The organism is Paenibacillus polysaccharolyticus, assembly GCF_023714295.1.
Taxonomy (GTDB): domain Bacteria; phylum Bacillota; class Bacilli; order Paenibacillales; family Paenibacillaceae; genus Paenibacillus; species Paenibacillus polysaccharolyticus_A.
Genome location: NZ_JAMAUN010000012.1, coordinates 118,944 through 140,816, shown reverse-complemented (window position 1 = coordinate 140,816; position 21,873 = coordinate 118,944). Strand labels below are relative to the sequence as shown.

At 47.8% G+C, this 21,873-nt stretch carries 13 protein-coding genes; 6 read left to right on the top strand and 7 right to left on the bottom strand.

Annotated elements, in window-relative coordinates; all coding sequences use genetic code 11:
- Window positions 1–4: 4 nt before the first annotated feature.
- Together M3629_RS23545 and M3629_RS23540 are read right to left on the bottom strand one after the other, a co-directional pair.
- Complete coding sequence (locus tag M3629_RS23545; protein ID WP_251510792.1) at window positions 5–5,179, bottom strand: hypothetical protein; 5,175 nt, start codon at window positions 5,177–5,179, stop codon at window positions 5–7.
- Between the two features lie 34 nt (window positions 5,180–5,213).
- Window positions 5,214–5,915 (bottom strand): S1 family peptidase, encoded by a 702-nt coding sequence (locus tag M3629_RS23540; RefSeq protein ID WP_251510790.1) that lies wholly within the window; start codon window positions 5,913–5,915, stop codon window positions 5,214–5,216.
- Window positions 5,916–6,135: 220 nt separating this feature from the next.
- Here M3629_RS23540 and M3629_RS28750 point away from each other — a divergent pair, with 220 nt between their 5' ends.
- On the top strand, window positions 6,136–9,273 hold the full coding sequence (locus M3629_RS28750; RefSeq protein WP_251510789.1) for an ATP-binding protein: 3,138 nt from the start codon (window positions 6,136–6,138) through the stop codon (window positions 9,271–9,273).
- The gene (locus M3629_RS23530) at window positions 9,270–10,388 is read left to right on the top strand and encodes a response regulator (protein WP_251510788.1); all 1,119 of its coding nucleotides are present in this window, start codon (window positions 9,270–9,272) and stop codon (window positions 10,386–10,388) included. The genes M3629_RS28750 and M3629_RS23530 overlap by 4 nt, the downstream gene beginning before the upstream one ends.
- Window positions 10,389–10,495: 107 nt before the next feature.
- On the opposite strand, the gene M3629_RS23525 is transcribed toward M3629_RS23530, so the two are convergent.
- Entirely contained in the window at window positions 10,496–11,668 is a 1,173-nt protein-coding gene (locus M3629_RS23525) for a DUF4317 domain-containing protein (protein ID WP_090923180.1), read from the bottom strand.
- Window positions 11,669–11,951: 283 nt separating this feature from the next.
- On the opposite strand from M3629_RS23525, the gene M3629_RS28745 reads away from it, so the two are divergent.
- Both M3629_RS28745 and M3629_RS23520 read left to right on the top strand, forming a co-directional pair.
- On the top strand, window positions 11,952–12,032 hold the full coding sequence (locus tag M3629_RS28745) for a putative holin-like toxin (protein WP_353056773.1): 81 nt from the start codon (window positions 11,952–11,954) through the stop codon (window positions 12,030–12,032).
- Window positions 12,033–12,425: 393 nt separating this feature from the next.
- Window positions 12,426–13,595: a glycoside hydrolase family 27 protein gene (locus M3629_RS23520; protein WP_251510787.1), complete on the top strand. Its 1,170-nt coding sequence runs from the start codon at window positions 12,426–12,428 to the stop codon at window positions 13,593–13,595.
- Between the two features lie 200 nt (window positions 13,596–13,795).
- Here the strand turns inward: M3629_RS23520 and M3629_RS23515 are convergent, their stop codons facing one another.
- Complete coding sequence (locus tag M3629_RS23515; RefSeq protein WP_251510786.1) at window positions 13,796–14,632, bottom strand: helix-turn-helix domain-containing protein; 837 nt, start codon at window positions 14,630–14,632, stop codon at window positions 13,796–13,798.
- Between the two features lie 199 nt (window positions 14,633–14,831).
- Between M3629_RS23515 and M3629_RS23510 the strand changes: the two genes are divergently transcribed.
- Window positions 14,832–16,367 carry a carboxylesterase/lipase family protein gene (locus M3629_RS23510; RefSeq protein WP_251510785.1) on the top strand — a complete coding sequence of 512 codons (1,536 nt, stop codon included), beginning with the start codon at window positions 14,832–14,834 and terminating at the stop codon, window positions 16,365–16,367.
- Window positions 16,368–16,582: 215 nt separating this feature from the next.
- Here the strand turns inward: M3629_RS23510 and M3629_RS23505 are convergent, their stop codons facing one another.
- Together M3629_RS23505 and M3629_RS23500 are read right to left on the bottom strand one after the other, a co-directional pair.
- Window positions 16,583–18,400 carry an ABC transporter ATP-binding protein gene (locus tag M3629_RS23505; RefSeq protein ID WP_251510783.1) on the bottom strand — a complete coding sequence of 606 codons (1,818 nt, stop codon included), beginning with the start codon at window positions 18,398–18,400 and terminating at the stop codon, window positions 16,583–16,585.
- Window positions 18,393–20,129 carry an ABC transporter ATP-binding protein gene (locus M3629_RS23500; protein WP_251510781.1) on the bottom strand — a complete coding sequence of 579 codons (1,737 nt, stop codon included), beginning with the start codon at window positions 20,127–20,129 and terminating at the stop codon, window positions 18,393–18,395. The genes M3629_RS23505 and M3629_RS23500 overlap by 8 nt, the downstream gene beginning before the upstream one ends.
- 130 nt (window positions 20,130–20,259) lie before the next feature.
- Between M3629_RS23500 and M3629_RS23495 the strand changes: the two genes are divergently transcribed.
- Window positions 20,260–21,096, top strand: a complete 837-nt coding sequence (locus M3629_RS23495; RefSeq protein ID WP_251510779.1) for a MerR family transcriptional regulator — start codon at window positions 20,260–20,262, stop codon at window positions 21,094–21,096.
- 126 nt (window positions 21,097–21,222) lie between these two features.
- Here M3629_RS23495 and M3629_RS23490 read toward each other — a convergent pair whose 3' ends face one another.
- Entirely contained in the window at window positions 21,223–21,801 is a 579-nt protein-coding gene (locus tag M3629_RS23490; protein WP_154960336.1) for a DUF4256 domain-containing protein, read from the bottom strand.
- Between the last annotated feature and the right edge of the window lie 72 nt (window positions 21,802–21,873).

Here is a 21,873-nt window from a genome sequence, read left to right as displayed (position 1 = left end):
TTCTCTAATTGGCCCGGTTAACGAGCAGTGTGGAGTAGACGCGTTCGCGCTCTGAATTTTGCACTACGATGGTGTACCATCCCGCTTTGGGCAGCGTTACTTTGAAGTCTTTGCTGACCAGATCCTTGTATGTTACTTTGGTCGCGATGTACTTCAGCTGTCCTTCCCGCACCAGTCCCGGGAAATAATACACGTCGTACGTGCCAAGTTCATTCTCCAGCTTGGTTCCGCCCACGGAGCCAACTGTGCGGAAGTTACTCACATTAAACGTAATAACTCCCGTATTTACGATCGCAGTTTCCGATTCAGTATCCGACAGTGGCAACCCGTTCGCTGTCACAAACATGCCGTCACTTGAACGAACAAATACCGTTTGCAGGGCGTAACTGACGTTACCGAGCTGATCCTTGGCGGTGTAACGCAGGGTGTGTTTTCCCGTAACCGTCAGGTTCAGCGGTTTGTCTACGTATTTCCCACCCTCCAGCACGTATTCTGCAGCCGTCACCTGAATGTTCTCTGGCGAAGATAGATTGTCACTCACGACCCAACCACCCAGATCCGCTGCCAGGTCAAAGCCTGGTTTATTTTGCAACAGCGTTGTGGAGGCTTTGTTCAATCGAATCGTTGGCGCCGTATTATCCAGACCCTCGATCGTGAATTTAACCTCTCTCTTGTTACCAAGCAGATCTGAGAGCAAGATGGAATGTTCGCCATTGGTTGCGTACTCGGCGCTAAAACTTGTTACCGGTGTTGCTCCAGCATAGATAACATTGCCCTCAATTGCCGATTCTGGCATCGCCAGACCTACACGTACCTTACCTTTGGAATAAGCCTGATCCCCAATATGCACAAGCTTGCTACCATCGATGACTTGTCCGTCGTTATCCACCCGAACCATCGTCACTTCATCTACAGCAGGGATAGAACCGACCAGTGTTGAGATCGCTTCGGATTCAATTTTCGCGCTGTTCCCGGCTGCATCCGCCAATGTGAAACGTGCTTTGCTGCCTGAAGTCATCACAATCGAGGATTGATTGGTGCCTGCACTGTTCGAAACGACCTGATAGTCCGGAACCTGTCCTGCCTTCGGCAACACCTGAGCTACGATCAGATTCGATGCAATCACATTGCTTGTTGTCGGGACTGCAAAATGAGTAAATTCCCCGCTCGCGTTATAACCGTCCCCTGCACTGTCCACCACAGCCGTACCGCTGCCATAACGGATTAGCGCTTTGAGATCTGGATGATTGTAATGTAGCGTAATATCCGCTTCTGGCGGTGTTGTATCAATATTGGTCACTGTAGCGGTTATACTTCCAGTGAAACCAACCGCATCTTCGTACTCAAATGTAAATTCGCCGTTTTCTTTGAAGTTTTTGTACGATGTCGCCAGATTGGTGATCCGAATCGGTTCGCTGGATTTCAGACTCACTTTAACCGTTCCATTCGTCGCAGCAATGGTGGAATACTTCACATTCACCACTGGCGGCGTGTCATCAAAGTTGGAAACGACGATAAATACAGTTGCCGTACTGCTGCCATCCTTGACGGTAAAAGAATAACTTCCGTTCCGGTAAATCTTGAAACGTTTGTTCGCCTCCAGCGTCTCCGGCATTTCCGGGTTACTACCCGTTGGCTTCACGGTCTTGCCATCTACCAGATCAAATACGATGTCCTGGCCTTCGTTTTGCCCGCCATCCTGAACTTTCTCTCCGCCGCGAACCGGCATGATCTGCTCCAGGGAAGCAAGTGCATAAGCCGGTGCATTCTGAATCTGAATTTCAGGTGTTACGATTTCACTGATGTTGTCATAGAATCCTTTGAATTTCACACGAACCTTGGATCTTAACTGTCCAGGATCTTCGGTGTCTACCGGAACACCCACATAGTTCGTATAAGGCAGCCAAGTACTCCAGTTGTCTCCTCCATTGGTGGAAACCGAGTAGAAGTACCCTTCCTGTGCCGGCACATCTACGGTTAATTCCATAATCGCTGTATATCCGTCATCCCCCGGCCCTTCGGTCCGAATCAAACGTGCGCTGCCCACAGGCGGCTCACTGCTTAAATAAAAGACGGAGAATACGCCGGTGGTATGAAACATTTTGCTGTTCCCCAAACTGTCGCTGGCATGTACATACAGGCGATAGTTGCCGTTGTCCTTCTTGTTATCTACCTGAAGGGTAATAAGGCGATCGGCAGGTGACGTGCTCCATCCTTTCCCGTCCGGGTCCGGTTCCTGCTCTTCTTGTCCCTCGACCACCTTGATCCATTGGTAACGAATGTTCTTCGCAGCCACACCGGCAAAGTCAACCAGTGTATCGGATACATCGATCTGCACGGATTGCTCCGGCATCGGATACAAGTAACCTTGTGAACCAAATTTTACATTCGGAGGCAAATGATCAAACTTGTATTCCTGATAATAGTAGTAATACCGTCCTGTATCCTGCTGTTTTATGCGTACATGAGCGTACCATGTGCCATTCAGCGTTTTGTCGGCAGGGAAGCTGTACTTTTCGGCATCTACATCACCCAGCTTCGTTTCTTTTGGTGCGTTTTCAAAAGCAGTCCATTTGCTGTTGCCCGCAGGCCGCTCGGAGCTTTGTGTGTACTGGTATTCAATGGTGTCGATTGGAACACCCGCTACCGTAAAGTCCGGTCCGTCATTGATCGCATATGTACCCGGGTAAGCTTTGAATTTGGTAGAGATGACGAGCACATCCACCGCCTTGGGTTCAGCCGTTGCTGAGTGGCCCGCGACATCCTGTGCTTTGACATGCAGCTCATAACGGCCGCCTTTGGTAATCGCCGGGTCTTTCAAGGTTGAGATTTCGGCTTCGCCTGCTACATTCAATGCGGCATCCTGCCAGCCGGAAGCAGCCACATTTTTGCCAGCCGCTACAAACTGATATTGAACCTTATCATTTTTAATAGAAGATGTCGGGTCGACCGCCTTGACGGTGATCTTCACGTTGTCCGAGTTGTTGTCTACAATATTGCCGATCTCAACGTTCGGGTCATCGTTATCAATCTTGAGCAAGCCTACATGATACGACCAGTTGGAATCATCCTGCATGTAATCAGACAACGGCCATTGCGCAACATTGCCGTAATCCGAAAGGTTTGGCAGTATATTTGAGCGATAATATTCCTCCAGCTCCGCAGGTGTTGCATCGGGATGCTGGGCAAGATAGGCTGCACGTTCTGTGCTTCCTTTGTCATATTGCATCCGCTGACGGGCCGAATCCCAAGTCATGTCTGCCGTCCATGTATGCAAGTACCAGTTCCCGTTCAGGGGTGTGCCGTTATTCGGCAGTTCGACTTTGGTACCGTTCTGGCCCGCTGACAGTGTCACGCCTTCATATCCTGAAGAGTACAGTTCGTCCGATGGCTGCTTCTGTGCGAGCGAGTATCGTTTCACGGCTGCAAAGTGATCATTTTTCCCTGCAAAAGGATCAGCCTGGCTCTGATTCAACACGTAGTATACTAGTCCTGAACCGTTGCCTGGGCGGAACAAACCTTTGCTCGGCTGACCGTTCAGATCCGGATCAAACGCCTGAATGGTAAATGAACCATCCCCCACGTACTGACCTTCGGGAATAACTTCTCCATCCTGATTTTCGTAAACAAAATTCACTTCAGGTGCCGTATTGTCCACAGACAGATCCGCCCAAGCGATCTTCTTGACCGGTTCAACGAGCACGTTACCAGCGTAATCTGTTAGTGCCTTCCCGTCTCCAGGATTGCTGGCATGCTCCAGTGCAGCGGTCTCCAGCAGCGATGTTTCAATACTTTTGCCGTCTGGCACAGTCATGCGGAATGTCCATGTATTGGTGTTCTGACCACTGACATAGGCCGCTGTCAATCCGTTGGCGAATTTGAGTCTGGTATCCTCGGTGGGTTTAAATGCACTGATGACCTGCTCGTTGAGATACACCGTAAAATCAACAACATCGCCCTTGTTCAGAACAAGCCCTGTCAGTACCTCTGGTTGCACGCCGTTGCGAGATCCGGAGTACTGGGGTACGCGTGCGTCGATAATCGTTCGGAAGGTACCGCCGGGCTGTGCGTTATCCGCAAAAGGAATCGTCCCGATTCCGTTAAAGGCTGCAACCGGATTTCCTGCCCCATCGACGAAGCCAGCCGCATTCATTCGTTCCAGAAAGGTTGGACGATCTGCCTCCGATGGTGCGCTGAGACGTTTCGGATCAATCGGAATATTTCCCGTACTATCATTCAGTGTAGCCTGATAACGGAAATTAAAAGTGGATCGTGCTTGAGTGTTCCGATCCAATCCACCTAAAACAAAATCACCATAACCATTGTCTGCACTTGTCAGATAATAGGTAGAAGGTTCAAATCCGTCTCCACCTGGATTACTGAACAGTTCGGTTCGCATGAAGCTGAATTTGCCATCAACTCGCTCCGAAGCATTCTCTGCGTCCGAAGGAAATACTGGCTCACTAAAATTCAGCGCCAAATTCATAGAACTGCCCTGCTTCAGGAACAATTCATTCTTCTGCACAGCCGGATCGGCATTGAACCGAACCACTCCGTTATGTGTGAATGTGTTGCCATTATAGGTAGGTGGTGTAATGTCCGCGAAATAAAGTTCGATGTCATCAGCTCTGACAATCAATCCTCCATAACCGATTTGGATATCGATCATATCGTCAGAATCGAAGGAAATCCATGAAGAATTTGCAGAAGAATACGTATCTGTTCTATATTTTTCAACACCGTTAATATTTACATAGATTGGCCCCCTGATGAATTTTGGGAAAACAGTCTCCACAGACCCAATCTTGAGGAGCATTTTGGCTTGCCCACCTTGGGCCAAGCGTTTAAGTGTCGGATTGGCAGCAACTGAAATTTTGAGATTTATTTGACCTCCATCATTTATTTTGACGCTTCCCGCAGTCACTGAGTCGCCCCGATCCTTCTTCACCGATGTTCCCGGCGCGTCAGAAGCAAAGATACCAAAACTGTTCGCTTCCATCTTATCGATATTGTTGTTCCAGGAGGACATATCTTTCTGATTTATGATTTTTCCGCCACCGTTTGGTATCCAAATATCCTGGTAGCCTGCTGCTGCGAAAACCGTGCCCATCTGTGGCCAACTAACCGATGTTAGCGTAATCAGTACGGCTAGCAAGCAGATTCCTAACTTTTTGAACATGCAGAAATTCCCCTTTTCCCCGTTATGTATTCGATTACTTCAAAAGCTTGCGTATATCTTCTACCGTCACACAAATATGGATGCCATTCATGGTGCGAAATGAGCCGGAGATGAGTCCGATGACACGCCCCTCCTCGTTCAGCAACGGGCCACCTGACATGCCTGGTGATACTTGCGCGGATGTCAACAGGCGAATGACGTCGTTCACCTCAGCCGTTGGAGCATTAACGATGCCCTCCGTGATGATCTTGCCATCCTTAAGCGGATAACCAATCGCAAACGACCGCTCCCCATGTCTCGCGGAAGGTTTATCATCAGACAATGCAAGTACCGGACGTTTTGCAGTATCTTTTACAGACAGGAGCGCCACATCGGTATCTTCGTCAGCACCAAGAACCCTGAGTTTCTGCACAGAGCCATCTTCGAACACCGCCTCATACGAAACCGCATCCTTCACAACATGTGCGGCTGTGAGCGCTTGTCCGTTCCCGATCAGGGAACCGCTGCCCACGGTCTTAAGTGTGCCGTCCTTTCGATACGCTTTCAGATAGAAAACCGCTTGGGCTGCCGAGGAATAGACCTTTTCGGCTCCAAAAAGCGCCTTGGTTTGCGTACTCCCTTCTGCATGAGCAATCGAAGGTTCTCTATACCCGCTCACACTCACAATCATGAGCAGCAAGACCGTTACCCCAACCATTAAGTTCCGCAAAAACGCCGTTGTGATTTTCCTCTCCATGCTCACCACTCCATAAGTCCATAGTTGCGTAAAGATAGGTCTTTTGATGCTTCTATTAAGTTCTTTCGACATATCACGCACCCGAATTATACAAGATTACAATAAACAAAAAATAAACAAAGAAAATTGTCGAAATTCAATTGCACCCCCTGGGGATATCCGCTACAATGCCGATAGAATACTAGAGATGATTGGTAATCTCCCAAAGGAGTAGCAGAACGTGTTATTACGAATTTCAGGTGTTGTTCTCACCGTGATCCTTGCTGTTACGTTGCTGGTTCTATCCACGGCAAGAGAACCGCAAGCTGCCGCGCTCCATGCCCGTCAAGGCATTCTGGATCTATCGACCTGGAATCCGAAACTTGAGAATCGCATCAGGCTGGACGGTGAATGGGAATTTTATTGGAAAAAGCTACTGCCAGCTCCAGCTCATATCGCGGATCAAAAACAACAAGGAACACTAGCATCCCCTGATGCTTATGCCGAGGTTCCTGGTACTTGGGGACCCGTTCGGGTAGGGGATGAACGATTACCGTCCTACGGTTTTGCTACATACCGGCTTGTCCTAAGAAATACACCCGTTGAAGGCACTCTTGCCATCAAGAAAAGCAACATTCGCTTTGCCAGCGAAATTTACGTCAATGGCACCAAACTAATGGAAGACGGACAAGCCGTGGAAAAAAATGCAGGATACCAGGCAGGCAATTCACCACAAATCGCATTTTTTCCGTATCATGGCGGTGATATTGAAATACTGGTTCGGGTCGCCAACTATGACTATCCGAATGCAGGCATCTCGGGTCCGCTTTTTTTTGGAGAACAGGCTACCATGCTAAAAAGCCATCAGAACCGCACGGCCATTGAGCTGGCAACTATGGCTGTACTGGCTACCATATCCATCATTTTTCTCATCAGTTATTTGGGATCTGCGCTATATCGAAACCGGGATGACTCTCTGCTACTGCTCGGCCTGGTATGCCTGTTGTATGCCCTCTACAACGGCATGATCAGTGAACGAGTATTGGCGGCAGCAAGCACAGATCTTTCATTTAGTACGTTATATAAATTAAAGGATTTTTGCTCCGTTGCCTGTCTCGGCTTGTTGATCTTTTATTTCTACCGTTTCAGGACAGGCATGTTCTCGGGGGTAGTTACCTCTGTAACCCTATTTATTTTTGGCGCATATATCAGTTTGCTCGTACTCTTTCCTATCTCCGTCTACGTGTTAACCGCACCTTATGTTATCGGACTGTACACGTTGATTCTGCTATGGCTTCTGGTGCAATGTGCTTTGCGGTTTGTGCTCAGCGAGAAGGGAGAACGATTATCAAGCTTTCTATGGTACGCAGCCATGCTCTGTATCACGCTGTACTGTCTGGACATCAACCTGTTCTCGATCTCACTCAAAGAAAACGTTAATATCGGGCAGGTATGTATCGTATTGTTCAGTATCCTGATGTTGTTTCTAGCCGTCTTGCGGCTCTTCGAGGCCTACCTTACGGTTCGCTCTCTGAAGGATCAGCTTCTCCTACTCGATCAGGTTAAGGATGATTTTCTATCCAACACATCGCATGAGCTCAAAACACCGCTCAACGCCATCGTTAATATTAGTGAAAGTCTGCTCAAAGGTTCAGAAGGCCCGCTCACCGATGAACAAGCACATAATCTGGCGATTGTGACGGGCAGTGGCCGACGTTTGACGTACCTAGTGGATGAGCTGCTGGACTATTCCAAAATGAAGCATGGGGACATTTCATTGCACCGTTCAGCTACAGACCTGTCCTCGTATGTCGAATCGGTGTTGCGCATGCATTCCTTCCTGCTTGGTACCAAAAAGGTGGAACTAATTAACGACATCCCAGCCTATTTCCCGGCCATTTATGCAGACGGGAATCGTCTTGTTCAGATTCTGCATAATCTGATCGGTAATGCCATCAAATTCACGGAACAGGGTTCTGTCCGGATAAGCGCTACACTCGTCCAGGGAAAAGCAACACTGCGCATTACCGATACCGGACGCGGCATCAGCCCCCACAAGTTGGAGCATATCTTCCTGCCTTTCGAACAGGAAGCAGACGCGGGGCCAATGGCTGCCGGAGGCACGGGTCTGGGTCTAAGCATCACACGCAAGCTTGTTGAGATGCACGGAGGAACCATTCACGCCGAATCAACGCTGGGTCAAGGCGCCACATTTATTTTGACGTTCCCACTGGCTGAAGGTAAAAAAGAGAAACGTGCCAACGTGACGCCTTTCAGCATGGCGCCTACGGTTTCGGGAAATCGAGCACTGAGATATGAAGAACCTGTCATTATGCAAGGGGTACGGAATGAGTGGATTCTCGTGGTTGACGATGATGCAGCCAATCTGCAAACGATCGTGAGTATGCTGAAGCTGGAAGGGTACAGTTATGCCGTTACATCCCGTTCCCAATCGGTAATGATGCTGCTGGACAAACTTCCTGCCGTGCATCTGGTGATTGCCGATATCATGATGCCAGGCATATCAGGTTATGAATTGCTTGATCGGATTCGGGAGCGCTTCTCCCCTTCCGAACTCCCTGTGCTCATGCTAACCGCAGGCAATAAAGCCCATCAATTAAAGCTTGCGCTGGAGAAAGGTGCCAACGATTTTGTATCCAAGCCTTTTGAGTCGGAGGAATTGCTTGCACGGATCGGCGGTCTAACCCGGATGAAAACATCTGTTCAGGCTGCACGCAATGCCGAAATTTCCTTTTTGCGGTCCCAGATTAACCCGCATTTTCTGTATAACGCCTTGAATGCCATTGCCGAATTATGTGTGGATGCGCCAGATGAGGCAGAACGATTGATTTTACAATTATCCAGTTATTTGCGGGGCAGTGTTCACTTCAAACATCTGGATTCCAAAACCAGCCTGGAGAACGAACTGGGTATGATCGAGGCCTATGTAGCCATTGAACAGGCACGCTTCGGATCAAGACTCGAAGTCATTATTGATGTAGATGCTGATGTGGATCGAACTATGCAGATTCCGCCGTTGATTCTGCAGCCCTTGATCGAAAATGCTATTCGGCACGGTCTAATGTCCCGTGTTGGCGGCGGCCGTGTGATGCTATCTATTCGCAATCTCAGCGAAACGGAAACCAGATTTACCATTGAAGACAACGGCATAGGTATGACGAAACAGAAAATGAAAGAGCTCCGCCAGGTCGCCGATGGTAGCACAGGTGTCGGTTTATGGAATATATCCAGCAGACTCAAACTGCTGTATAACAGGGATTTTCGGATGGAAAGTCATGATGGTGAAGGAACCCGTATTACGCTCGATCTTCCCATTCAACACCAGATTATGAAGGGTAACGGGGGGTACATTACATGATAAAAGTAATCATCGTAGACGATGAGGATCTATCGCTCAAACGACTAAAACGGATTTTGACTGAAAGTGGAGCCATTGAGGTATGCGAAGTATTCCATGATCCCGAGAAAGCTTGTGAATATGCAGCAAATCACAGTTTTGATGCTGCTTTCCTGGATATTACCATGCCACGAATCTCAGGGATGCAACTGATCGGCGAATTGCGCAAGCATCACCCCTCCCTGCCGATCGTGCTGGTGACAGGATATGAGGAATATGCCGTACAGGCTTTTGAAAAAGAAGTCATCGACTATATCATCAAACCTGTGACAGCCGAGCGTGTAAGTCGTACGATTCAGCGCTTGCAGCAACTTCTCCGGGACACAGCTGTCTCATCGGAGCCGGTATCCCCATCCCCACGTCTGACTGTGCGGATGTTAGGCGAATTTACCGTGCTTGATGGAGCGAATGTGGACATCCCTGTGAAGCTACGAACGCCGAAAACAGAGGAGTTACTCGCGTTTCTTTTATGTGCGAAGTCGACTAGCCGTGATGTACTGGCTGATACGTTATGGAAGGATCTCAGTCCGCAGAAAGCCTGGACTAATATCAACTCAACACTTTACTACGTCCGGCGTGCGGTTGGAGATAACAGCGATGTTCCCCTTATCCAGAAGGATCGCAACGGGATTCGGATTGACCGGGATTCCATCGATTGTGATCTGTATGAGTTTGAAGCGTTATTTCGCCAGATCCGTCAAACTTCAACCTATTCACCTGAGATGTTCGAAAGAATAGATACCTTGTACCGGGGTGAACTTTTGAAAGGGCGGCATTATGAATGGGCACTCGCATGGTCAAGGCAGCTCGAGAGGGACTTCATCACAATGATGGAAACGGCTGCTCAATATCATATCCAGCAAAAACAACCCCTGCGTACACTGCATTATTTGGATCGAATTCTGCAGATCGATTCGATTCGGGAGGATATTCACCGTGAAAAAATCGTGATCTATCTTTCGCTGGGTCGGCGGACTGAAGCCCAGTGGCAATACCAGTTACTCGAGGAATCGCTTCACGAGGAGCTTGGCTCCCGCCCAGCAGCCGATATTCAGCTGTTGTTACGTCAATCTTAGCTGAGACAGACACAAAGACAGAGACAAACAAACCTAAGACAACAAAGCCCAAGCCTGGCGGAATGACCGCAAGCTTGGGCATTTTGAATGTTTAAGCTGAAATTAAGTTACAGATTCTCCGTAGCCAGCGTGAATCCTTCAATCACCGCATCTTCATCCACTTCAATCATAATACAGCGTCTTCCCTGATAGTTGACTTGTCTCACATATTTGAGATCCTGCGGACTGATCGAGATGGTCGCCACCTTGGTATCAATCTTGATTGATTTGGAAGTGTACTTCGGCATCACGCTGTTCGCCTTCAGTTCATAGTTTTTGTTGTCGACGATGGTTTCGAATGCACGTTCCACCTTCTCGGTGGTCAGTTCTTCTACGCCGCTGGCTGTAAGCAGACGTTCTACGTCTTTGTAATCCAACTTCGGTGGCTCTTCCTCATGGGATTCCTCGTTCACTTCAATAACCCGGTTGATCTCTTCATATACATGAGCCAGGGTTGTGGCATCCATCTGCTCACCCGTGATCTCTTTGACGATATCCTCAAATATTGCACGCTCCTCCAAGGCCGTCACCGAACGTTCCCCATTCAGCACATTTTCAACAAAATGAGGGTCCGGGAAATTGGATTTGCCCGTGCAGTATAGCACACGATTTACGTCGGAATAGTTGTCCGTAACGCTTGGATACAGGAAACCCTGTTCCGGTGTGCTTAATTTGATGATCGGATCAACGATGATGTTATATTTGAATTCCCTCTCTACATAATCGAAGAGCAGCGTCTTCCGCTGTTTCTCCGTGGAATTCACACTACACAGGATGAAGGGATGAGCAAAGACCTCATTTTTCTCGCTTTCCTCTGTTGCCTCATTTCTCGCCTTCGTTGGCAGATAATACTGCCCTTTAATAAACGTAACCACCATATCCCGTTCATACTTGGCATCAGCCATCATACGATCGACAAGCAACAGCATCAGATCCTGCCACTCATCCGGGTCACCTGTGACGAGTGCCTGGTGAAGCATCACCTGTGCCGGCTCCTCCGCTTCTTCTTGGAACTTCAGTTCGAACAGTTTCTGATCCAGTTCACCTGTCAGCAATTTTTTGAAATTACCCATGTATAACTCTTGCTTCTCCCGATCCACCAGTTCAAACGGATGACGTTCCCAGTGATAGACTTCATTGGTTTCTTTCGTAATATAGACATTCAGGATGTCGTAAATGTTCAGCAGGTCATGATCCAGCTTGAATTGTTTGCGAATGTGCGCGACTTCTTTTTTATTCATGATTCGTTAGACAACTCCTCAAGTAAATTGGCTTTACAAGTATAAACGATAAAAAAAAGCTTCGCCAGAAGGAGGTTTAATGTTCGTGGTTTTGTACAGGACACAACCCTGTAAAACAGCAAAAAACACACCTTTGCAGGGGTGTGTGCATTTTAGACGATCTATACTAAACTGTACTTTGCTTGGAATGGTTCAATTGCCAGGGAATATATGGTACAATCACATAGCAATGGAAAGGCTATATGGGCGGTCGGCTAATCTCCCGGGAGGGAGGTGATGCCTTGTGACAGTATTTGAATCCTTGATGCTGATGCTTACCTTTGGTTTGCTGATTACAGCACTACTGTCCAATAAAGACAAGTAGACCGCCCCCCCAGCTAAGGATGCGGTCTACCAATGATTCGTACCTCTGCTTAAAGCCCACCGCCCTTAAAAGCGGCTATTGCATGGAGAGTCGTGTTGACGCACGGCTCTTTCTGCATTATAAGCTCTTTCTGCCCTTATTATAACATGGTGATTTGATATTTCAATTGGCATAGCACAATTACTCTCAGCCTTTTTCCTTCATTTTATTAACCTAAACAACATTTGTCCATGTCCAAGCAACGTCAGACTATGGTTGAAATGCCCTTAATCCGTTAAGTTCATGATAGTTATACATGATAATTAATCCCCCTATTTGTAACATGGAGAAGATGGCATTAGGTTGTTTTCAAAAAATTTAGGAATCAGGACAAGGAAGGAAGCGAGTCAGATCATGAGTATTAACACCAATGCAATGATGGGATTTGCCCCTGCGCTGGGCTGGAATTCATGGAATACGTTTACGTGGGACATCAATGAGCAATTGATTCGGGATGTTGCCGATGTGTTTGTAACGGAAGGATATCGTGACGCCGGGTACGAGTACATTGTCATTGACGATTGCTGGAGCTTGAAGGAGCGAGATACGGACGGCAATTTGGTCGTAGACCCTGCCAAATTCCCGAGTGGAATGAAGGCGCTTGCAGATTATATTCACAATAAAGGCCTGAAGTTTGGCATGTACTCTTGTGTCGGTACACATACTTGTGCTGGATATCCAGGCAGCTTCGAGCATGAATTTCAGGATGCTGCGCTGTTCGCCGAGTGGGGCGTGGATTATTTAAAATATGACTACTGCTTCAAGCCGCGCCATATCTCTGGCGAATTGTTATACAAACGCATGAGTCTTGCGCTCAAAAACTGCGGCCGCGATATTCTTTTCTCCGCCTGCAACTGGGGAGAGGACAATGTCTACGAATGGATTCGTGAATCAGGGGCCCATATGTACCGTTCCACCGGGGATATCCGTGATAACTGGAATTCGGTCAAAGAGCTGGCTCTTTCACAGCTAGGAAAACAAAGCTACACGGGCTCCTTCTGCCACAATGATATGGATATGCTTATCGTTGGCATGTACGGCGGAAGTAACAATGACTTTATCGGTAGCATTGGCGGCTGCAACGATATTGAGTACAAAACCCATTTCTCCCTCTGGTCGATGATGGGTTCACCGCTTATGATTGGATGTGATGTACGCAAGGCCAATCAGGTCACCAAGGACATTTTGCTGAACCCCGATCTGCTTGCCATTAATCAGGACGCAGAGGCACGCGGGGCTTACCGCATCAAACCTGAGCCGCAATGGTTCCATACCGATGATGTATTCATGCTGGTGAAGGTGCTTACGGATGGTGATCTGGCGATTGGTTTCTTCAATCTGAGCGACAGCCAGCGCGAACTATCCTTGCAATTTTGGGATATGGGACTGCCTTACGCATCAGGCTATTCCCTGTCTCTCTATGACTGCTGGGAGCACAAGGAACTCGGTGTATTCCGCGAGCGTTATGCTCCCGTCGTAGCGGCCCATGATTGTCTCGTCGTGCGAGCCAAACTGGTGAAATAAATGGCACAAAGCCGGCTGTGCACCACCTGTCAGGTTCCGCTCACTTCCGACGACGTCGGCATCTATCTGAAATTAGTCTCATTAACAGCCCGGCAATTTGTCTGCATTGATTGTCTTGGGGTGAAGCTGAATTGCGGGCGGGAGCCGATTGAGAAGCTCATTCGTTACTTCCGTGAGTCCGGGAACTGTGCACTTTTTCGCTAAACGTTACTTGTAAATGTCTTACTAGTTATTTTTTTCTGGTGCAACATCATATATGCAGATGGCGTGTATGATGTTGCCTTTTTGAATACCCTAGAAAAATAAAGCGGATCATTATATCCTACCGAATATGCTATGGATTGAATGGACAATTGAGATGACTCAAGGAGCTCGCAGGCACGCCGGATACGACATGCCGTTATGTACGTTGACACCGATTCACCTGTAGCTTCCTTGAACTTGCGGAACAGGTAACTTCGCTCCAGATTTACGGCCTGTACAATCTCTGCTACCGTCAAGGATGATTGCCAGTAGTTTTGCTCGATATAAGTTTTCGCCATCCATACCTCATCTCTGGTTTCTGTCTGCTTCTCGCTCGGAAAAAATTCAATGTAATAGGACAGTAACAGCTGCAAACGTGCATCCGCTCTTAATACTTCACTTGGTGATGCACCTGCATTCCAGGCCAAATGAAACCACATCTCCATCGTTTCCGGTGCGGCCGGCAGTACAGGGTGCTTAACCGATAGTTGTGTCAAATCTACGATCCGCCCTGCGTTTCGTCCGTCGAACTCAATCCATACGTACTCCCACGGGTCCGCCGGATCGGGGTAGTAATAGATTTCTTTTTGCGGAAAAATGATAAAGCTCTCTCCGGCAACCAGCCGATAATGCTTGCCTCCGGTTTCCAGTGTACCCTGCCCTCGAATGATGTAGTGTAGCGCATAGACGTCACGTACACCTGGTCCCCACTGATGAAGGTTTACAGGTTTGTGTCCGCCACTGATAAAAAAAATCTGGTTCGCCCTGCCCCCGTCTCGCCATAATGTGTCCACGTCAGCAACTCCTTTCGTGATCCCAGTCATTATATATCATTATGAGGGGTTATTGGTTTAATTTCGATGCTGGAAACAACGCTTCAAGTTGCTTATGATAGAGACAGAGGGCATATAGCCCAGCAGATTTGTAAGCGCAACCAACCGTCTTGGATCGACATACATGAACGATGTTCAATTCAGAGAGGAGAATGTTGTGTTGCTTAGAACTGTTACGGTCGAAAATGGTCAAGTTCAGGGACTGCCTGCCGCAGATCCACGTATTACAAGCTTTAAAGGTATTCCGTTCGCCGCGCCCCCTGTAGGCCGGAATCGCTGGCGTGCGCCACAGCCTGCTTCCGATTGGGATGGTGTACTGCAAGCCTTTGATTTTGCACCGACCTCCATGCAGGCACCAACCGTCATTGATGATAATAACATCTATACGCGAGAATGGGCGGTTGATCCTGATCTGCCGATGAATGAGGACTGTCTGTATCTAAATGTGTGGACACCTGCCAAACGAACCGATGAGAAACTACCGGTCTTTGTCTGGTACTTTGGTGGGGGGCTCCAAGTCGGTCACACGGCCGAGATGGAATTTGACGGTGAACGCATTGCGCGCAGAGGCATTGTGGTCGTGACCATCAATTACCGCTTGAATGCATTTGGTTTTCTGTGCCATCCAGAAATCAGTGCGGAGTCACCTCACGCACCGGCGAATTTTGGACATCTGGATCAGCAGGCAGGAACAGCCTGGGTGAAGCGTAATATTGCCGCGTTCGGCGGTGACCCGGATCAAATTACAATTGGGGGACAGTCTGCTGGCGGTGGCAGTGTTCTTAGTCAGATGACCTCTCCGCAAAATAAAGGCCTATTTCAGCGAGCTGTCATCATGAGCGGTATTGCAACAGAGTTATATCCAAACGTTCCTGTACCCGCTGTTCGCAGTACGCTGCGAGATGCCGAGCAGAAAGGCGTTGAATTTTTTCGTTTCCTTGGTGTATCTTCTCTGGATGAAGCCAGACAGCTGGATGCCGTCACACTACGGGATAAAATTCTGGAATATCGAAGCTTCTGGGGAACGGTCATTGATGATCAGTTCTGTATAGGTGATCCGTTCACTCGTTTCATGCAACATAAGCGTGAACTTGTTCCTGTCATGCTTGGGCATACGTCCTCCGAGTTCTGGACCCGGCCTGCGGTAAACAGTGTGGAGGAACTGAAACAGATGGCTACAGAGCTATTTGGCGAGGATGCTCCTGCCTTTTTAGAACGATGTGAAGCCGATACTGGCGATCTGGATCATGCCTTACAGCTGGCTTCTGTGCGCATGATTGAACATGCGATTCAGCTTGTAATCCGTTCTAATAGCGGTCATCCGTCGGAAACACCGCTCTATTATTATAATTTCGACGCAGACATTCCGGGCTGGGATCAACCAGGCACGTTCCATTCGGTCGATCTGTGGTTCTTTTTTGAAACACTCGCCAAATGCTGGCGTCCTTTCACGGGTAAACATTATGATCTGGCACGCCAGATGTGTAACTATCTCTCGAACTTCATTGCAACAGGTGATCCCAACGGCTTGGACTCCACCGGTAAACCACTTCCCTACTGGATTCCGAGCAGCACCGAGCAGCCGTATCGCATGGAATTTGGTGATCTGGCCCAGCTACAGCGTGCCGTACCGGAACGTGTGCTTGAATTGATCATTGAGCAGTATTTTAAAAAGCAGACTGAACCTGTAGTTTGATGTAGTTGCTGTACACCACATCGTTCTTGAGCAAACTTCAGAATATTCGTCCTAAACGCATATCTGCTTCTTCCTTCAGCAAGTATCTGTCCGACAAAAAAGAGCCATGCAATATGCACGGCTCTTTTGGTCTTGTCTATCTTATATTTCGCTATTTTTCTATCTTACCATTTAGCTGTTTTACTGTTTTACGAGCACTCTCTGGATCAGTCCCATTAATCCCACTCAAAAGCTCCAGTATACAATTGATAGTATGTGCCTTTAGCCGACAGCAACTGTTCATGGTCGCCACGTTCCTTGATCTTGCCATGCTCCAGCACCATAATGGCATTGGAATTCCGCACGGTAGACAAACGGTGGGCGATCACAAATACCGTTCTGCCCTGCATCAGATTATCCATCCCCTTCTGAACCAGCGCTTCGGTACGTGTATCGATAGATGAAGTGGCTTCATCCAGAATCATGACCGGCGGACTCGCAATCGCTGCTCTGGCAATCGCTAGCAACTGGCTCTGTCCCTGTGACAGTCCATTGCCGTTACCATCCAGCCGGGTCTCATACCCGTCAGGCAGACGTTCAATAAAACTCGCCGCATACGACAGCTTCGCCGCCTGAATGACCTCATCGTCACTGGCCTCCAGCCTTCCGTAGCGAATATTCTCAGCGACCGTACCCGAGAACAGATGGGTATCCTGCAGTACAATTCCCAAGGAACGCCGCAAATCTGCTTTGCGAATACGCTGAATGTTGATGCCATCATAGATGATCTCACCTTCAGTTATATCGTAGAAACGATTGAGCAGGTTGGCTACAGTAGTCTTGCCTGCACCCGTTGCACCCACGAACGCAAGCTTCTGTCCAGGCTTGGCATATAACGTAATATTCTGGAGCACTTGTTTCTTTCCGTCATACGTAAAACTGACATCCTTAAACTCCACTTTGCCTTTCAGAACAACGCTTGTTCCGTCCTCCAGTTTCCAGACCCATCCGGCCTGATCCTTGTTTTTCTCCAAGGTCACACGGCCTTCATCTGCTTCAAGCTGTTCATCCATCATGTTAAATATCCGCTGAGCCCCTGCAACAGCTACGACAAACATACTGACCTGCGAGGAAATCTCGGCAATTGGCATTGTGAAATTACGGGATAAACTCAAAAAAGCTGCAATAATCCCCAGACTCAGACCGGCGTTCCAGCCCGATATGGACATAGCTCCGCCCGCAATAGCCACAAGCACGTAGATTAATGTCGACAGATTCTCATTGATTGGCATGAGAATATTCGAATATTTGTTAGCTGTCGCCGAGTCGTCAAACAATTTATCATTCAGATGTGCGAATTGTTCCATCGCTTTTTGCTCGCGTCCAAACACCTGAACTACCTTTTGCCCATGGATGATCTCCTCGATATATCCATCTACAACCCCGATGGACTCTTGTTGCCGGAAAAAATGATCGGTTGCCTTGGTACCGACGGTTTTGGTAACCCAAAGCATCGCGAGTGCACCTAGCACAACCACGATCGTTAAAGGCACATCAAGAAACAACATCGTACCGAGAACGACCACCACTGTCACGGCAGTGGACAACAGCTGGGGCAATCCATCCGTCAGCATCATGTTCAGCGTATCCACATCGTTCGTGTAATGACTCATAATATCCCCGTGGGCTTTACGGTCAAAATATTTAATCGGCAACTTCTGCATGTGATCGAATAAGCGGTCACGAATCCTCTTCATAATCTGCTGTGAGACGGTAATCATCAGCCGTTTCGAGACAAATGTACTGATGACTCCAGCAGCATAGATCACAGCCAGAATGATTAAAGCCTGTAACAAGGCATCAAATACTGGATTTTGATTTCCAAGTAGCGGCGTAATAAAGTCGTCGATCAGCAATCGCAGAAAGGCCGCTGAAGCAACAGAGACGGCAGAACTCACCAGCACCAGAATCAGCGCCAGTGTCGTTCTGAATTTGTAATACTTAAAGTAGGTTAGCAGACGTTTTATCGTCCGGCCATATTGAATGTTATCCATCCAGTGCTTCACCGCCTTTCGTCTGTGTATAATAAGCCTCTTGATAAATTGTATTTCGACCCAGCAGTTCCTCATGGGTTCCGATATCTACCATCTTGCCTTCATCCAGCACGACAATCTGATCGGCATCTTCCACAGATGCAATACGCTGGGCAATGATAATTTTGGTTGTATCCGGTATGCTTTCTTTGAAAATGTTGCGAATTAACGCGTCGGTCCGTGTATCTACCGCGCTGGTGGAATCGTCCAGAATCAGAATCTTCGGTTTTTTGAGCAAAGCTCTGGCAATACACAGTCTCTGTTTCTGACCTCCCGAAACGTTCGTACCGCCTTGTGCCAAATGAGTGTCATATCCTTCTGGAAACGTGGAAATAAACTCATGTGCCTGCGCCGCTTTGCACGCTTCAATCAACTCTTCATCGGTAGCATGTTCATTGCCCCAACGCAGATTCTCCTTAATCGAGCCTTCAAACAGGACGTTTTTTTGCAATACCATCGCGACCTGGCTGCGAAGCAAACGTAGATCGTACTTCTTCACATTGACACCACTGACAAGCACTTCACCCTCACTGGCATCATATAGACGTGGAATCAACTGTACCAAGGTAGATTTTGAACTGCCCGCAGCTCCAATAATACCAATCGTCTGTCCCGAGGAAATTTGCAGATTGATGCCAGACAGGGCATAATTCTCGGCTTTGCCTGAGTAACGGAAGGACACATTGCGGAATTCAATCTCGCCACTGTGCAGCTCTGTAACTGGCGATTCAGGGCTAGTAATGTCCGGCTGTTCACTTAACAGGTCATTAATTCGGCCCGCCGAAGCGCGAGCAATGGCAACCATAATGACAACAATACCCAGAGTCATCAAACTCATTAGAATTTGCATGGAATACGCGAATACACTCGTAAGCTCCCCGGTAGTCATGTTTCCGCCCACAACCAGTTTGGCTCCAATCCATGAGATCATCAGCATCACGGCATACATCACAATTTGCATCAATGGAAGTTCATACGACAGAATGCGTTCTGCCTTAGCCATCTGTGCAAATATTCGCTGGGATACGACCTGAAACTTGGATACCTCACGCTCTTCTCGCACATAGGATTTCACAACCCGGATACCGCGTACGTTTTCCTGCACAACTTTATTGAGATCATCGTAACTGTCAAAGGCACGCTCAAATATCGGAAAAGAATACTTCATGATAATCATCATGCCAATTGCCAGCACGGGTATAACAATCACGAACCATGTAGCGATGGACGGGCTGATACGATACGTCATAATCGTTGCAAAAATCATCATGACCGGGCTGCGGAAGGCAATCCGGATAATCATCAGAAATGCATTTTGCACATGCGTAATATCCGTAGTCAGCCTGGTGACGATCCCTGAGGTCGAGAATTTATCCATATTGGAGTACGACAGCTGCTGCACATGACGGAACAGGTCGTAACGCAAGTTTTTGCCAAATCCCGACATTGCGATTGCAGAATGTTTACCCGCCAGCGCCCCAAAGACCAGAGACACCAGGGCAAACAACACCAGAATCAAGCCGTACTTGGTTACCTGATTCATCTGGCCCCCCGTGATCCCCTGATCGATCAATTCAGCCATAAACAGCGGAATAATGACTTCCATGGCCACTTCACCAAGTAAAAACAAAGGCGTCAGCCACGTATCCTTTTTATATTCACGTACACTTTGCAGTAATTTCCTGACCATAAGCATTCTCCTCATCTAAAATAAACACGCTGATCTGCGATCTAAAGGTAGATCGGCGGTCAGAACAGCTGTATTATAAACTGTATAGCAACTATACAGTCAATCACCTTTTTTCGACCTGGAGGTACTTATGCATTCCAATGAAATGTTATCCATTAGCGCTTTTTCCAAGCTGTCAGAAGTTTCACGCAAAACCCTCATTTACTACGACCGCATTGGTCTGTTCAAGCCTGCCTATGTGGCGGATAACGGTTATCGCTATTACAGCCACAGCCAGTTCGAAACGATCGGCGTTATTCATATTTTCAAAGAGCTCGGCATGTCCCTGGAGGAAATTCAGCAACATCTCGGTGAGCGTTCTCCAGAAACGACTCTTCAACTTTTGCGCAAACAGGAGGAGAATCTACAGTTGCAGATTGCCAAACTGACTCAGGCCAAGCAAATGATTATTCAACGTGCGGAAAATATAGAGCAATCCATGCACCTCGACACCAGCCAAATGCATGTCATCTGGCAACCTGAAACCCCCTTGCTGCTGAGCCGCCGTATCTACTCATCCAAAAAGGAGTTCCCTGAGGAACTTTGGGAGGATTTTCGAGTACGTTTGAACAAGGAACATGCCCCGCTCGGTTATCCCGGTGGCGTCATCATTCCTAAAGCGGATCTGCTACGCAAGGATGGAAATATGATCTCCCATATGTATAGCTATATGACAACAGAGCATCATGAACAGGCGTATATGCCGGAGGGATATTATCTTGTTTCTTATGCCAGAGCCGACTATGGAGATACCGAGAGGTTTTTTCCGCAAATCTTTGATCATATAGAGAAGAAACAGTATGTCATTAAGGGTGATGCTTACGAGGATTACATGCAGGATGAGATTGTGCTGCAACATGCGGAGGATTATCTGGTTCGGGTTATGGTGCATATTGAGGAGCCAAATGACAAAGGAGATATAGCTTAACTTACTTAACTTAACTAGGCTTAATTAAAACCAAAAAAGGAACAATTCGCAACCTGCCGAATTGTTCCTCTCTATCCCTGTTGGGACTGCCCTATTTCATCTAACCTAATCCAAACTATATTTCATTTACACCCTTAACAAACCACGGAAACCTCTTGCAGCGTAATAGGACTCTGCCCCGTTATGGTACATAAACACGGTATCGTAACGGCGGTCGCAAAAAATGGCTCCCCCCCGCTGTCTAATATGTTCAGGTGTCACCACCCAGCTGGATGTTTTCAGATCAAAGTTCCCCAGTTGCTGTAGTTCACGATACTGGGGCTCATCCAAAAGCTCAATGCCCATCTCGATGCACATTTGAACAGCGCTATGCTTAGGTTTGTTCTCTTTGCGTGCATCCAGTGCAGCCTGATCATAACATACACTACGGCGACCCTTGGGACTCTCTGGTGAACAGTCTATAAAGATATATTCACTTGTCTCACTGTCCAACTCCACAACATCCGGTTCGCCGCCCGTCTTCTCCATCTCGTGCAGTGACCATAGTTTGTCCGGGTTTGCTTCCAGTTTAGCCTCTACGTTAGCCCATTCCAGATCGGAATGACGACTCATATTCTTTTCAAAACGGGTCTTTAATGCCTTGAACAATTCATCACGTTGTTCCGGTGACAGATCTTTTTCATTTTCAATGGAGTTCATGGTCATCCTCATTCTCCCCCGGTTCATTAGCATATAGTGGTGCAGCGCACTTATTCTACTCGATTGTAGTGAAAACAA

Coding starts and splice junctions, on each gene's coding strand:
- M3629_RS23545 (WP_251510792.1), bottom strand. CDS start 5,179: ATGTTCAAAAAGTTAGGAATCTGCTTGCTAGCCGTACTGATTACGCTA.
- M3629_RS23540 (WP_251510790.1), bottom strand. CDS start 5,915: ATGGAGAGGAAAATCACAACGGCGTTTTTGCGGAACTTAATGGTTGGG.
- M3629_RS23530 (WP_251510788.1), top strand. CDS start 9,270: ATGATAAAAGTAATCATCGTAGACGATGAGGATCTATCGCTCAAACGA.
- M3629_RS23525 (WP_090923180.1), bottom strand. CDS start 11,668: ATGAATAAAAAAGAAGTCGCGCACATTCGCAAACAATTCAAGCTGGAT.
- M3629_RS23520 (WP_251510787.1), top strand. CDS start 12,426: ATGAGTATTAACACCAATGCAATGATGGGATTTGCCCCTGCGCTGGGC.
- M3629_RS23505 (WP_251510783.1), bottom strand. CDS start 18,400: ATGGATAACATTCAATATGGCCGGACGATAAAACGTCTGCTAACCTAC.
- M3629_RS23500 (WP_251510781.1), bottom strand. CDS start 20,129: ATGGTCAGGAAATTACTGCAAAGTGTACGTGAATATAAAAAGGATACG.
- M3629_RS23495 (WP_251510779.1), top strand. CDS start 20,260: ATGCATTCCAATGAAATGTTATCCATTAGCGCTTTTTCCAAGCTGTCA.
- M3629_RS23490 (WP_154960336.1), bottom strand. CDS start 21,801: ATGACCATGAACTCCATTGAAAATGAAAAAGATCTGTCACCGGAACAA.